This is a genomic window from Lactococcus garvieae (assembly GCF_016027715.1).
Lineage (GTDB): Bacteria > Bacillota > Bacilli > Lactobacillales > Streptococcaceae > Lactococcus > Lactococcus garvieae_A.
Map to the genome: position 1 here is coordinate 295,265 of NZ_CP065691.1, position 13,804 is coordinate 309,068.

The following is a 13,804-nucleotide window of genomic DNA, read 5'->3' on the forward strand; positions in this document are numbered from 1 at the left end:
TAACAGTCGGAGGCACTATGTTAATCACTGCATTTTTAGCAGCTCTAGTCGCGATGGTTTTAACCGTAATCGGAATTCCACGCTTTATCATGTTTTTTCACAAGAAAAAACTTGGGGGACAACCCACTCTTGAAGAAGTAAAACAACACGCCAGTAAGTCAGGTACGCCTACAATGGGAGGTCTCGTCTTTGTAGTCACAGCGCTTGTTGTTTCAGCAGTGTTTGCCTTAATCTTCGCACAGTTTACACCGATGTTTATTACTGCATGGTGGGTGTTAGCCATGTACTCTTTGATTGGCTTCTTAGATGATTTCATGAAGATATTTAGTCAAAAGAATCATGGAGGTCTTAAAGCGAGCCATAAACTTTTGGCACAGATAGCTACGGGTATTGTTTCCTATTTGATACTCGTACAAGTAGATAGCACTAACGTTCTTAATATTTTAGGCTGGCAAATTGACTTAGGTTGGTTCTTTGCTCTCTTTATCATCTTTTGGCTCGTGGGCTGGTCAAATGCTGTAAATCTTACAGATGGTATTGATGGTTTAGCCAGTATCACAGTTACCATCTCTTTAGGTGCCTATGCTATAATTGCTGCGACTCAAGGACGCTATGATGTACTCCTCATTATATTATCTGTTATTGGTGGTTTGCTTGCTTTCTTTTTCTTCAACCGCAAACCAGCAAAAATATTTATGGGTGATGTGGGAAGTCTCGGGCTAGGCGGATTTATTGCTATTGTTTCGATACTTTTACATGTAGAATGGTCTCTTCTTTTAATCGGATTTATCTACATTCTAGAAACAGTTTCAGTTATGATGCAAGTCTCATACTTCAAGGTCACACATGGAAAACGTATTTTTCGGATGACCCCCATTCACCATCATTTCGAACTAGGCGGTTTTTCTGGTAAGGGAAAAGGCTGGAGTGAATGGAAAATAGATATTGTCTTTTGGTGTGTAACCTTAGTTTTGTCAACTGCAGCTTTACTCATTTATTTCAATATATAAAATTTATAAAGATGAATCTTGGTTCGTCTTTTTTTGTGTGTAAAATCACTTTAAATTAAAATTTCTTTTTCTTTTAGGAAAGCTTAAGTTCTACTTGAGTACCTCTTAAGTTAATAAATATATAATCTTTTTATTAAAGAAAAGGAAGGAAAAAGAACAATGAACTTATTCTTAAAAAAATTAATTACGTTCACAAAGATGCAGTGAAAGGCAAAATAAAAAAAAACACTAGAACAGAAATATTGAGGATTAATACATGGATTTTATAAGACGGGCTTGGCTTTTTACGAAAGCCAAAATATCAAGAACGATTCTACTTACTGTTGCTTTTTCAGCAATACTCGTTTTTGTCCTTTCGGGATTGGTTATTAATACAGCAGCCAATCGCTCAATTGAAAACGCCAAAAAAAGCGCAGGCGCAACAGTAACTTTATCGGTAAACCGACAAGCAATAATGGAAAAAGCTAGAAGTGCTAGTCAAAGTTCGAGTTCAGGCAACAACAGTAGAACGCCGATTGAAATGCCTGATATTACTAAAGCAGATGCGGACAAAATAGCAAAGCTTTCTGGAGTAAAATCTTATTCTTACACCAAACAAGCTACTGCTGATGCAAGTAAGGGTATAGAAGCCGTAAGTACTACGGATTCTACATCTGACGCCAGCAGCGATCAGCCTAGTGGATTTGGTGGAGGACCAGCAATGCCTGACTCTGCTAATCAAGAATCTGGTGATTTCCAAATCATTGGTACAAATGATTTAGGGGCTTCTTCAGATTTTTCTGGAGGAACAATACAATCACAACAGGCCGAGCCATTAATGCCTCAGATGAAGGAACAAACAACGTTGTAATTGAAGAAAGTTTAGCTGATCAAAATAAACTAAAGGTAAATTCAACCTTTACACTTAAAGATAGTAATGATAAAACCTATAAGATGACCATTGTGGGTATTTATAAATCTGGCTCAACAGGAAGTGACTTGTCTTCCAACTTTAGTTTTATGGAGCCAGCAAACCAACTTTATACAGCACTTAGCGTCCCTAATGCTATTCAAGAAACCACCAATACTATCAGTAGTGCAGTTTTTAACCTAGAGAATCCAGAAGCTACCAGTGATTTTGTTACAAAAGCCAACAAACTCATAGATACAGATCAATTTGAAGTTCAATCAAATGATGCTATTTATAAGCAAATGCTCCAACCCTTGAATAACATCAGTAGTTTTGCGAAGAATATTGTTATCCTCGTTGCTATAGCTGGAGCCCTTATACTTGCGCTTATCGTTATGCTTATGGTACGTGAACGAAGATTTGAAATCGGGGTACTTATGAGCTTGGGTGAGACAAAAGGTAAAATACTTGCTCAATTCTTTACGGAACTCTTTATGATAATGATTGTTTCGATTGGTATTGCTTCGGCTGCAGGGAATTTTGTGGGAAATGCAGTTGGGCAACAGCTCCTTAAGCAAGAAACGCAAACGAGTCAAACCAATGATAAAGAACAGAAAGCTGGGCCAGAAGGACAAGGTAGCCCTACTGAAGCAGGAAACGGAGCACCAGGAAATGGGGGCGAAAATGCGATACGTTCTACTTTAGGCATAGGGCAAAGTGCAAGCCAAAAAGAAGCTGTAAATAAGCTTGAAGTCAAAACATCAGCCCAACAAATTGCTACACTAGCGGCTATTGCACTTTTAATTACTTTGGTCGCAGTAGGACTCGCTGCTATCGGTATTTTACGATTGAATCCTAAACAGGTACTGACCAATTAAGGAAAGAGGAAAAAATATGGCATTAGAAATAGAAAAACTGACTTATTACTACACCAATCCTGAAGACTATCTCTTTCAAGATGTAACAGAGACCTTCCATCAAGGAAAATTGTATACGATTCTCGGACAATCCGGAAGTGGAAAAACAACACTCTTATCCTTACTGGCTGGTTTAGACCTCCCCAAATCAGGACAAATCAAATTTGAAGGGAAAGAAATCAAAGCTAGCGACTTGACGAATTATCGTAAAAAAATCGTTTCGACAGTGTTTCAAGCCTATAACTTATTGACCTATATGTCTGCTTTTGAAAATGTTAAGACCGCTGTTCGTATTTCAAAGGTACAATTCGAGGACGAAGAACATACTATTGTAGAAAGTTTAGCAAAAGTTGGATTAACTGAAGACATGATTTATAAGCCAGTCAGTAAGCTTTCTGGGGGACAACAGCAACGTGTTGCTATTGCTCGTGCTCTTGTTTTAAACCACGATATAATTATTGCCGATGAGCCTACGGGAAATCTTGATGAGAAAACGACACAGCAAATTGTCGACTTGTTTAAAAAGATTGCCCATGAGGACAATAAAATAGTTATCATTGTTACACATGAGACAGAGGTCGCACGGGCTTCGGATACAGTATTTCAGTTAAAAAACAGGAAATTTGAAGAAGTAACATGAAAAGGAAGAAAAGGAGCGAGAGCTCCTTTCATTTTATCAGTACGTTCAAAGCGGGAAGAAATCTGGTTGCCAAATAGGATAAATTTTACAGCCTTTGGTATAATAGAGGTATGTGAAAAGACTTTCAAGAATGGAATTTGATATGAATAAAAAAATAATAACCACCCGCTTTGAAGTTGAGGAATTTGAAAAACTTAAGCGTAATTTGGTCAAATATGAATGTGCTTTAGCCGTAATCATGACTGAATTATCTAACCTCAATGCTTACTATAATGCTTATGAGCCCGTTAACCCCATTGAGCATATTAAAAAGAGAATCAAATCCCCAGAAAGTATCGCAGGCAAATTAAAGAAAAAAGATTTACCTATAACGGCGGAAGCAGCTGCTCATTATTTATCCGATATAGCAGGTGTTAGAATCATTTGTGCCTATGCCAAAAATATTTATGAAATTGTAGAGATCATTAAAAACCAAGAAGCTTTTAATGTTGTGAGTGAAAAAGATTATTTGAATCATCCAAAACCTAGTGGTTATCGCTCATACCACATGATTTTAGAAGTGGATCTTGGCCCACTTTTTAACAATGAGTGCTGTCGGGTGGAAATACAACTTCGTACTTCGGCAATGGACTTTTGGGCTACTTTAGAGCACAAGGTACGTTACAAATATGGTGGAGAAATGCCGGATCATCTCAGTAATGAACTTCAAGTCTGTGCGGAACAAATTCATGCTTTGGATAATCGGATGTATCTTATTCATGAGCTGGTAGACATGATTAATGAGGAGGAAATCTAATGGCTAAAACAATATATATTGCGGATGACGATGACAACATACGCTTGGCAATCAAAGCTTTTTTGGAAAAAGAAGAATTTGTAGTAGAAGATTTTTCTACAGGAGATGAATTACTGGAACGCTTTAATGAACAAGCTAGTGATTTTGTTATACTTGATGTGATGATGCCCGGTTCCAATGGCTTTACAATTTTGAAAGCTCTCCGTGCTCAAAGTATTGTTCCAATTATTATGCTGACTGCACGTGATAGTGACCTTGATTACGCCACTGGCTTGGATTTGGGGAGTGATGATTACTTTACTAAACCCTTTAGTCCGATGGAACTAGTAATGCGTGTAAAAGCAATTTTCCGTCGCATTGAGTTTGAAAAGCAAAAAAATGAAGAAGTAGAGTAGGAGACAATATGATAAGAAGACCACCGAGTATTAAAACACGCTTGCTTCTTACAAATATTGGATTTGTTTTTTTTGCCTTTCTTTGGATTATATTGATTTTTAATCTTTTGATTAATAGTTATATTAGTAATTCTGCTGCAAAGCAGCTGTCCCAAGTGAGAGTTTATCAGACCGAAGCTACGGCTCCTTCAGGTAGCATATCGGCGGATTTAGATGATGCGCCACGAGGTAGCTTAAACACTCATCCGATGGCTTTCGACATTAATGAGGACTATGAAGTTCAGAATTTAGCAGAAGTAGGTAACTTTGAAAAAGAAACAGCAAATAATATTGCTCAAGCTCTAAAAAATCAAAAAGTATCTCTGAGTAAAATTAAAAATTATCGACTGGATACTTCAGGAAGTACTTTTTATATTGAAACAATTCAGCAAGGTGCAGGGCAGTATCAAATTTTATATGTTGATATAACAGGAATCATTAATTTCACAAATTCGGTTAATTTATTCTTGGTTTCCGTGGCGCTAGCTGTAGTTGTGATTCTTGGTTTAGCAGTGACTTTTGTGACACAAAGACTAATTAAACCATTATCTATCTTGGCACAATTTGCGACACGTATCGGGCAAGGGGACTTTACTCAATATGAAGGGACATTCCAAGATCGTGAGTTGGCTATTTTGGCTCATAATATGAATGTAGCCGCACGGCAGCTAGATAATAATGATAAAAACCAAAAAATGTTCTTCCAAAATGCCTCTCACGAACTTCGTACTCCTTTAATGGCCATTAAAAGTTATGCAGAAGGTATTTCCTATGAGGTAATGGAGCCGAAAAAAGCCAGTGAAACCATTCTTTATGAAACAGATCGGATGAGTGAACTCGTGGAAGACCTGCTTACCCTCTCTCGTCTGGATAGTCTTAGCGCACATCAAGAGATGTTGAGCCAAGATGTGCGCGTGATTATGCGCGATATTGCTAAAGAACAAGAAATCTTTGCTCAGCAAAGAGGAATAAAAATAAGAACCAACTTTGACAAAAAAGCAGTGATGCTGACATGCGATTATAAAGCTTTGCGTCGAGCCATCAGTAATCTTGTATCAAACGCTATGCGCTATGTAGAGTCGGAAATTGTCTTGACCTGTCTCAATAAGGGACAAGAAATTACTATTTCTGTGGCAAATGACGGTACAATAATAGACCCAGAAACACTGCCTCATATTTTTGAAAGATTTTATAAGGGTTCAGGCGGCGTTCATGGTATTGGCTTAGCTATTGTAAAGACAATCGTTGAGCAGCACCAAGGAAAAATTTTTGTTGAGAGTGAAGCGAACCAAACGGTATTTACAATGGTTTTTACCAAAACTTCAAGAAAAACGCTTGAAAAGAAACAATAAATTTGATAGAATGTTAGAAGTGCCAATTTGGCATAAATAAAACTGTTTATCCGCTGGGCCTAAGGCTTTATTGATGAGCAAAAGGAGAAAAAAATGTCTATTTCATTGATCGAATCTATCAATGCAGGTCAACTTCGTTCAGATATCCCTGAATTCCGCGCTGGAGACACTGTACGTGTTCACGCTAAAGTTGTCGAAGGAACTCGCGAACGTATCCAAATGTTCGAAGGTGTCGTTATCGCTCGTAAAGGTTCTGGTATCTCAGAAACTTACACTGTTCGTAAAATCTCAAACGGTGTTGGTGTAGAACGTATCTTCCCACTTCACACTCCACGTGTTGAAAAAATCGAAGTTATCCGTCACGGTCGTGTACGTCGTGCTAAACTTTACTACTTGCGTGCATTGCAAGGTAAAGCAGCTCGTATCCCTGAACGTCGTAAATAATTTTGGCTTGTCTAACCGCTCTGTTGAGCGGTTTTTCTTTTTATTTTAATGACTTAGAAAAGACATGGAATTATTGGAATTAAAAAAAGGGGGCAATTAAAAAACTCACTAGAGTAGTTCTAGTAAGTTTTTTGTTTTTTCCTTCATTCTTCCTGTAATATGTAAATAAATATCTTGTGTTATTCCACGATATTTTTTCAGAAATTTTGAGAATAATATTTTTGTGTTAATCTCGTGATTTCTTGAGTATTTTTCGGAAATGCTGTAACTTCAATTTATTCTTTAGATGAGTGATGCAAGTTTTGATTTAGTGCAGTTTTTTCTGACATAATAATTATTTGAGATTGGTTAACAGGATTACCTACTTTATTCCCATAGTCAATAAGTGCTTTGCGACTATACCAATATACTTTTGAATCTTTGCCAGCTACATATACAGTTGTAGTTGATGGATCAGCTGCATACCAAGCTATTCCTTCGTATTTCCATCCACGAGAAGAAAGACTATTTTTTTCGTAGGCATCCATTGTAGTAAAATGTGCACCAATGCCTGCCGCTGGATTGTATAAACGATAAACAGGTTTAGTAGATTTAATTTGAGAATAGAAGGCCACACCCTCTTTTCTCCAACCATTTTTAGTTGTCAGAACTCTAACTTCATAGTTATCAGATGTATAAAGGTGTTCACCAGAACGAGGGTTATATACTCGGAAAATTGCTTTTGTGCTTTGACCTGAAGTACCTTGTGCTCTAAAGTTAATACCTTCCTGTTTCCAGTCTTTAGAAATTTTAGGTAAAGATTTGTATTCATTTTTGCTGGCAGTATACAAATGTTCCATCGAGACTTTATTATATAAACGGTAAACATTTACGGAATCTGCTTTGGTATTTGTAGCAAATATCAAGCTAGCTGTTAGAGTAGTAACAGCAATGAATAATAAAGACAGTGTTTTTTTCCACTTCATAAAATTTCTCCTTACCCTTTTATCGTGGTTAGCGCACGTGCTTATTTTAAAATAAAGTACTATTGTATGTTTTAGAGGGTTTTCTCGCTTTTATACCAAAGTTCTCTTATACTGTTTCACTTTTCCAGAGTTTAAGGAATAAGAATTCTTGTTCTTGTTATCCTTATGGTTCACTGATATTCCTATTTTTTATTTCTTTATTTATAGCAGCTTTCTTAGCCTCAATAATAATACGTAACATTTCACGATCGGACTCATTTAATTCACCACCAGAATAGTTTTCTATACTGTCTAATATTTGTTCTACTGTCAAGTACGGTATATCAGCAATTTCTTCACGTCCTAGAAGATAATCGACGGAAACGTGGAAGTAGTCGGCTACCTTAGTTAGTATTTCCGAAGAGGGTGAAGATTGGGTATTTTTCATATTATAAAAATAATTTTCACTAAAACCAAGGTTTGATGCGAGAGATTTCAAGTTTATTTTTCGTTTCTCTGCTAATATTTTTATTCTTTCAAAAGTAGTCATGTCAATCCTCTCAAAGGTAGGACAAAAATAAAAGTACTTTTTTAGTATCTATCGATTAAATAAACTAAATATAGTACAATTATTTTTGTAAAGAGCTACCCTACAAATTTGGCAATAAACTAAATAAATACAACAAAACACGCCATAAAATAGACTTGAAAGTATTTTAAGCGCTTTCTTTCTATACTATATGGTACTAAATATAGTTATAGAAGTCAAGTATGAGCTAATAGAAATGCTCACTAATTTATATGTGTTAAGTAAATTAGGAGTCTTTAATCTGGAGGGAGAAAAATTTATCAAGAAATATTGTTGGTCTCTGTTTGTGCAGACAAGGCGCCCAGAACGCTGTAAATAATTTTGACTTGTCTAACCACTCTGTTGAGCGGTTTCCTTTTCCTAGCTTACGCAAAAGCAAACAAAAAGTACCTATATCAAAATAGGTACTGTCAGTTATGCTATCGCTTCTAAATTATACACGGCTTCTTCAATGGTATTACCCAAACTGCTTAATGGAGCAGAAGTACTAACCAGAGAAGCTTTAAATAAGTTCGTTGAAGTATCTAGAGATACTGTGTATTTGAAGTTTTTAGTGTTGTTAGTGAATGTCATATGCATTCCCCTTTCTTGTTTCTCATCGAAAGGACACTATAACGAATATAACGAAATTCTATTGCTATTGTAGCACACTATCTTCAAAACACCAAAAAGACCGCTCACAAAGATTGAGAGTTAAACTCTAAGCACGTATTGGATACTGATTTATAAGGCTTTATCGTTGCGCGTTGTACTATTAAATGTTAGGATTGAACTTTGCTGTTTATACACAGAATGGGAGATTATATGTTAGAACTTTTTAAAACAACAAAAATAAATCTGTGGTCATTTTTAGCTGCTACAGGTATTATAGCATTAGGCGATTGGGGAGTCATGACTGCTCAGGGCGAAAGTGTGTTGAGTTTATTTAACTTTACATTTTTAACAATAGCAGGGCTTCTTTCCTTAACCATCTTGCTTGGCTGGCCCGGTGTAAAAAAATTATTTAAAAAAATGAGTAAAGGTGATTGGAAATGGATAGCTTTTGCCATTCTTGCAGAAATAATTTTGACATACGGCTTTGCGTTTATAGGGGACTTTTTCAAACAGTCGCTGGCTGATAATGCAGGTGTAGAAGAGCTCGGTTCAATATTTGATTTGTTCATTTCCATTCCCTTTATAAGTATGAGTCTTGTGGGAGAAGAGTTATTTATTGCTACCTTATTTATTTTAGTCTTCATGATAGCGAATAAATTTGGAGGAGAAAAACAAACAATCATAATCGCAGCAATAGCTTCATTAGCAATATTTGGTCTCAGTCATTATGGTGTTTATGACGGAAATTTATATCAATGTATTGTGGTAATTGGAATGGCCCATATCCCCACGATGTATGCCTGGTTAAAAACTGAAACACTATGGGTGCCTATCCTCATACATGTTATATATGATGTGTTGCTGCTTTCGCTTTCTACATTATTAGCTTAGATAATTCAGAAAAAGTTATATCTTAAAGTCGTCACAAATGATGGCTTTTTTGTATACCTAAAAGGGAAAGTCAGGGCGCAATTTTAGATGAAGGAGAAATAAAAGAGTTTATATAATTCTTTCTTACAAATATGTAAGAAGAGGTAAGCTAAAAGAGAGTAAAATAATAGTTGTTAAACAAACTAGAGAATCAGGAGCATACAAAAATGAAAAAAGTATTACTAGGTTTAGTTGCAGTGGCACTATTACTTATTGGCGGTGGTTATACATGGTATCACTCACAATATGGAGGACAAGATTACTATATACAAATACATAAAGATGGAGAAAAACTGACGCAGAAAACCCAAGATGGTGGGACTTGGCACGGTTTTGGCTATGATGAAAAAGCATACAGTAAAACAGGGCAAGAAAAAGAGTTGAAATTTACGACTGTTCGCAATCTCAGACAGGAGGCTTACCTGAAGCTCATCTGGAATCGAAAAAATGGGGTCATAAGCTGGGAAGAAGTTCAAAAGAAAGATGTACCAGAAAAAGCACTAAATAATATTTAGAAAGAAGACTAGATAGATGGAACCGACCAAACAATAAACTAATCGGCTCTAAGTAGACGTATCAGTTTATTTTTAAAAAGCAAATGCAGAAAGTTCTTATCTCTGGATGGCGAAACTTTCTGTCACGTTTTTCCACCGTGACTTTTTTATTATCAAAAGTTAACACTACCCTTCTAAAATTTTGCTATACTCATTTTAAGTCAGATATAGGGGCAGATCCCCGAAATAAACTATTTACTATCTTTGCTACAAATGTCTGTCTTCGCTTTCTCTAAGTGTCTCGGTAATATTTAGAGGAGGCTTTTTTAGTAACATAAGCTAACATGTGTGTTGTATGAATATGTTATCTTAGAAAAGGCAAATTAATTATATAGATTAAAATTTCCTGAATGCAAAAGTCGTACCTTGCCAATACGACTTTTTTTGTCACTTATTTTACAAAATAGGGAAAGCTTTCCTATTTAACAGTTTATATAAGAAAACGGAAACCGCTTTCTTGTAAGTCTCAAAGCTCTATGTTAAAATGAAAGAAAAGAAAAAGGGAGAGTTTTATGAACAAAAAAATTATCTCATTATTGGCTACTTCTGTTTTATCATTGGGAGTACTGACTGCTTGCGGTTCTAGTACGGATAAAACTGAAGAATCAAAAACTGAACAATCTGCAGAAGTTTTCGCTGGAGCAACTGCGGGTACTGATAGTTTTGACACTCTGTCTAAGGGACTTTCTAAGGATGGAGCTTGGATTGCTGCAATTACTAAAGATTTAGATGCTGCAGATAAGACGTTGAAAGTAGACGGTGATTTTAAAAACAAAGAAGGAGAAACTGCTCGGAAACTTGCTCTTTATACCCAAGACGCTGAAAGAAAAGTGACCGATCGTTATACTTTAACTGTAGATACTTTAGAAGTTAATTCCCCTAATTTTTATATTTCCAATGGTACAGTAAAAGGAAATGTTGAAGTTAATGCCGAAGGCTTCCATGGTCAAACTGGAAAGGGAGTTGAAGGAGAAGCTATGATCGATGGTGATCTTATCTTTAAAAATAAAGATTTAATGGATACTTATAATAAGCTTCCTAGTGAAGAACAAGTTAAAGTAACAGGGGAAACAAAAGTAAAATAAAAAAGGGGGAAATCCCTTTTTTATTACACAAACATATGGCATTTACTATGCCCTAATATCAATAAAAGTTTTACGATTCTAATTCCTTGTTTTCCTAATTGTAAAATTATAGAATTTTATTATGAGTAATATTCAGAAAATTTATAGAGTGCTAGAGTTATAACGTTGGCTACTGTAACCAGAAAGGAGTTAAGTATGATGCAAGTCTTGACAGCAGTGAAGAACAGATATTTATATAAGAAAGTAAAAAAAGCAAGAGAAGGTTGGCATCCATATTTAACTTTAGATAACTCAAAAGAAGCGCTTAAGTATTATGAAGAAGTTTTTGGAGCTCAAAGTATCACTCAAGTGCCGCTTCACAGCGATTTTGCAGATGATTTTGGAGTAGAAGCTGACAAGACAAGTGATTGGACGGTACACTCGCAATTTGAAGTTTTGGGTACGACAATTATGGCTGCAGATAATTTTCACAAGGATAGACTGTCTTACAGTCAACCCGCAGTGTTAATAGATCTGCACACAGAAGATGAGCGAGCAATGACTCAAGCAAAAGAATTTTGGGAAAAAATTGTAAGGTCTGATAGAGTAACGATAAACACCAAATTTGAAAAACAATTTTGGGGTGGCACTATGGGTCATATAACAGATGAATATGGCGTCTGTTGGCTTATCCATGTCCATCCTTGCTTATAAAAATATTTTGGAGGTATCAAATGGTTAAAAGAATTTCTTTAGAACAAGCAGCGCTCGAATTTAGTGAAGCAAATGCACCTCACCCGCGTATTTATGAACTTCCTGTTGATGAAGGCAGAGACTTATTGAATGAGGTACAGGATTCACCTGTGGAAAAAGCAGAAGTGAATATTGAAGATATAGATGTTGATACAGGTGAATGGGGAAAAATTAATGTCCGTTTTGTTCGCCCTCTTGATCAAAATAAAAAATTACCCGTCATATTTTATATTCACGGGGCAGGTTGGGTCTTTGGCAATGCACATACGCATGACAAACTTATCCGTGAATTAGCTGTGAGTACGAATTCGGTTGTCGTTTTTCCAGAGTATTCGCTCTCTCCCGAAGCAAAATATCCCACAGCAATAGAGCAAAACTATGCTGTATTACAGAGTTTAAAGAATCTTGCAGAAGAGAAACAGCTTGACCTGAGTCGTTTAACTGTGGCAGGTGATTCTGTGGGTGGAAATATGGCCACTGTCATGACTATTATGACAAAGCAAAGAGGTGGTCAAAGCATTAAGCAACAGCTTTTATATTATCCGGTCACTGATGCGAACTTTGACACAGAGTCTTATAATGAATTCGGGGAAAATTATTTTTTAACTAAAGAAGGTATGAAATGGTTCTGGGATCAATATACGACAAGTGATAAAGAGAGAGCAGAAATAACTGCCTCACCACTTCAAGCAACAAAAGAAGATTTGACAAGCCTTCCACCCGCTCTAATTATAACTGGAGAAGCAGATGTACTTCGAGACGAAGGCGAAAACTATGCGCGCAAGTTAAGAGAAGCTGGTGTAGAAGTGACTCAAGTTCGTTTTCAAGCGATCATCCATGACTTTGTAATGGTAAATTCAATGAACGAAACAAATGCTACACGTGGGGCAATGCTACTTTCTACAAATTGGCTTAAGAGTCAGAATAACAAGTAAGTGTATAGAACATCAAGGATTTGATGTTCTTTTTTTGTGCTTAATCTCCTCTGAAAAGTGAAAAGAAGCTGATTTAAATTATCAAAGCATTTTTGTTTTGAAAAGATAGTGTGATAGAATGAAAGATAGGTAAAAATCGTCAAAAGTGATGAAGAGGATAGACATGCTGAACTTTCAGGAACGTGTAAAAAATAAAGAAAATAAGTTAACCGAGTTGGAAGAAGATTTGGTGGACTATATTCTGAAAAACAAAGAAGAAATTAGCCAAACAAAGATTGTTATATTGTCACAAAAATTTTACACAGTGCCAAATACAATCACGCGCTTCTGTAAGAAACTAGGCTATGATAATTTCTCTGAATTTAAGCTTAATCTCAAGCAAGAATTATTAACGCCAGAAATAACAAATCCTCATAGGGAAATTATTTTAAAGAACTTTGATCTTATCGATAAAGAGCGAGAACTTAGAGTGGTTCAATTAATGCACAGGGCTAAGTCGGTTAATTTCTATGCTTTAGATCAGACGGGACTTTTGACTAAAATGTATGTAAAGAGTCTTTTTGCTTTGGATGACAAGTTTCAATTTTTTGAATATCAACAAGAGATGAAAAAGAAAATACTAAACTCATCTAACGAACTTTTCTTTTTTGTTTCTTTATCGGGAGAAACTTCATCTGTTTTGGAATTGGCAGAAATGGCCAAAGAAAGACACCATAAGATTATTAGTCTTACTACTCTAAAAGAGAACCCATTAGTTCAAATATCCGATATTCCGCTTTATTGCTTAACAAAAAAGGAAGAAGTGAATGGCTATGACACAACCGACAAAACGCCATTACTTTTAATTTTACAGTCTCTTTATTATGCTTATCGTGGAATTTTACACATCTAAAAATACACTTTTTCTAGGGGAAGTGTTTTTTTAGTAGTTTAACTGAAAGCGCTTTACATTGTGGTAC

At 35.9% G+C, this 13,804-nt stretch carries 15 protein-coding genes and 1 pseudogene; 13 read left to right on the plus strand and 3 right to left on the minus strand.

Features of this window, described 5'->3' with window-relative positions; translation table 11 throughout:
* The first annotated feature begins 17 nt into the window (after positions 1 to 17).
* The 7 genes and pseudogenes from mraY to rplS all read left to right on the plus strand — a co-directional run bounded on the left by mraY (position 18) and on the right by rplS (position 6,482).
* Positions 18 to 1,010: a phospho-N-acetylmuramoyl-pentapeptide-transferase gene (mraY, locus tag I6G50_RS01615; protein WP_003135367.1), complete on the plus strand. Its 993-nt coding sequence runs from the start codon at positions 18 to 20 to the stop codon at positions 1,008 to 1,010.
* Positions 1,011 to 1,266: 256 nt separating this feature from the next.
* Positions 1,267 to 2,777 (plus strand): annotated as a pseudogene (locus I6G50_RS01620) (ABC transporter permease).
* Positions 2,778 to 2,793: 16 nt separating this feature from the next.
* On the plus strand, positions 2,794 to 3,456 hold the full coding sequence (locus I6G50_RS01625; RefSeq protein ID WP_081167164.1) for an ATP-binding cassette domain-containing protein: 663 nt from the start codon (positions 2,794 to 2,796) through the stop codon (positions 3,454 to 3,456).
* Positions 3,457 to 3,598: 142 nt separating this feature from the next.
* Positions 3,599 to 4,252 carry a GTP pyrophosphokinase gene (locus I6G50_RS01630; RefSeq protein WP_081167229.1) on the plus strand — a complete coding sequence of 218 codons (654 nt, stop codon included), beginning with the start codon at positions 3,599 to 3,601 and terminating at the stop codon, positions 4,250 to 4,252.
* Positions 4,252 to 4,647: a response regulator transcription factor gene (locus tag I6G50_RS01635; protein WP_081167167.1), complete on the plus strand. Its 396-nt coding sequence runs from the start codon at positions 4,252 to 4,254 to the stop codon at positions 4,645 to 4,647. The genes I6G50_RS01630 and I6G50_RS01635 overlap by 1 nt, the downstream gene beginning before the upstream one ends.
* An 8-nt stretch (positions 4,648 to 4,655) precedes the next feature.
* The gene (locus I6G50_RS01640) at positions 4,656 to 6,038 is read left to right on the plus strand and encodes a sensor histidine kinase (protein WP_197908964.1); all 1,383 of its coding nucleotides are present in this window, start codon (positions 4,656 to 4,658) and stop codon (positions 6,036 to 6,038) included.
* A 93-nt stretch (positions 6,039 to 6,131) separates the two neighbouring features.
* A complete protein-coding gene (rplS, locus tag I6G50_RS01645) occupies positions 6,132 to 6,482 on the plus strand; it encodes a 50S ribosomal protein L19 (protein ID WP_081167172.1) in 351 nt (116 codons plus the stop codon).
* 275 nt (positions 6,483 to 6,757) lie between these two features.
* On the opposite strand, the gene I6G50_RS01650 is transcribed toward rplS, so the two are convergent.
* The 3 genes from I6G50_RS01650 to I6G50_RS01660 form a co-directional block, all read right to left on the minus strand.
* Positions 6,758 to 7,447 carry a hypothetical protein gene (locus I6G50_RS01650; RefSeq protein ID WP_197908965.1) on the minus strand — a complete coding sequence of 230 codons (690 nt, stop codon included), beginning with the start codon at positions 7,445 to 7,447 and terminating at the stop codon, positions 6,758 to 6,760.
* Positions 7,448 to 7,610: 163 nt separating this feature from the next.
* On the minus strand, positions 7,611 to 7,976 hold the full coding sequence (locus I6G50_RS01655; protein ID WP_197908966.1) for a helix-turn-helix domain-containing protein: 366 nt from the start codon (positions 7,974 to 7,976) through the stop codon (positions 7,611 to 7,613).
* A gap of 453 nt (positions 7,977 to 8,429) precedes the next feature.
* Positions 8,430 to 8,588 (minus strand): hypothetical protein, encoded by a 159-nt coding sequence (locus I6G50_RS01660; protein WP_193391120.1) that lies wholly within the window; start codon positions 8,586 to 8,588, stop codon positions 8,430 to 8,432.
* A 231-nt stretch (positions 8,589 to 8,819) separates the two neighbouring features.
* Between I6G50_RS01660 and I6G50_RS01665 the strand changes: the two genes are divergently transcribed.
* From I6G50_RS01665 to I6G50_RS01690, 6 genes are all read left to right on the plus strand, one after another.
* Positions 8,820 to 9,500 carry a type II CAAX prenyl endopeptidase Rce1 family protein gene (locus I6G50_RS01665; RefSeq protein ID WP_003135351.1) on the plus strand — a complete coding sequence of 227 codons (681 nt, stop codon included), beginning with the start codon at positions 8,820 to 8,822 and terminating at the stop codon, positions 9,498 to 9,500.
* 206 nt (positions 9,501 to 9,706) lie between these two features.
* On the plus strand, positions 9,707 to 10,054 hold the full coding sequence (locus I6G50_RS01670) for a YxeA family protein (RefSeq protein ID WP_197908967.1): 348 nt from the start codon (positions 9,707 to 9,709) through the stop codon (positions 10,052 to 10,054).
* A 551-nt stretch (positions 10,055 to 10,605) separates the two neighbouring features.
* A complete protein-coding gene (locus tag I6G50_RS01675) occupies positions 10,606 to 11,178 on the plus strand; it encodes a hypothetical protein (protein WP_197908968.1) in 573 nt (190 codons plus the stop codon).
* A gap of 195 nt (positions 11,179 to 11,373) precedes the next feature.
* On the plus strand, positions 11,374 to 11,871 hold the full coding sequence (locus I6G50_RS01680) for a VOC family protein (RefSeq protein WP_232252360.1): 498 nt from the start codon (positions 11,374 to 11,376) through the stop codon (positions 11,869 to 11,871).
* 20 nt (positions 11,872 to 11,891) lie between these two features.
* Positions 11,892 to 12,845 carry an alpha/beta hydrolase gene (locus tag I6G50_RS01685; protein ID WP_197908969.1) on the plus strand — a complete coding sequence of 318 codons (954 nt, stop codon included), beginning with the start codon at positions 11,892 to 11,894 and terminating at the stop codon, positions 12,843 to 12,845.
* Between the two features lie 163 nt (positions 12,846 to 13,008).
* Positions 13,009 to 13,737 carry a MurR/RpiR family transcriptional regulator gene (locus I6G50_RS01690; RefSeq protein ID WP_197908970.1) on the plus strand — a complete coding sequence of 243 codons (729 nt, stop codon included), beginning with the start codon at positions 13,009 to 13,011 and terminating at the stop codon, positions 13,735 to 13,737.
* The last annotated feature ends 67 nt before the right edge of the window (positions 13,738 to 13,804 follow it).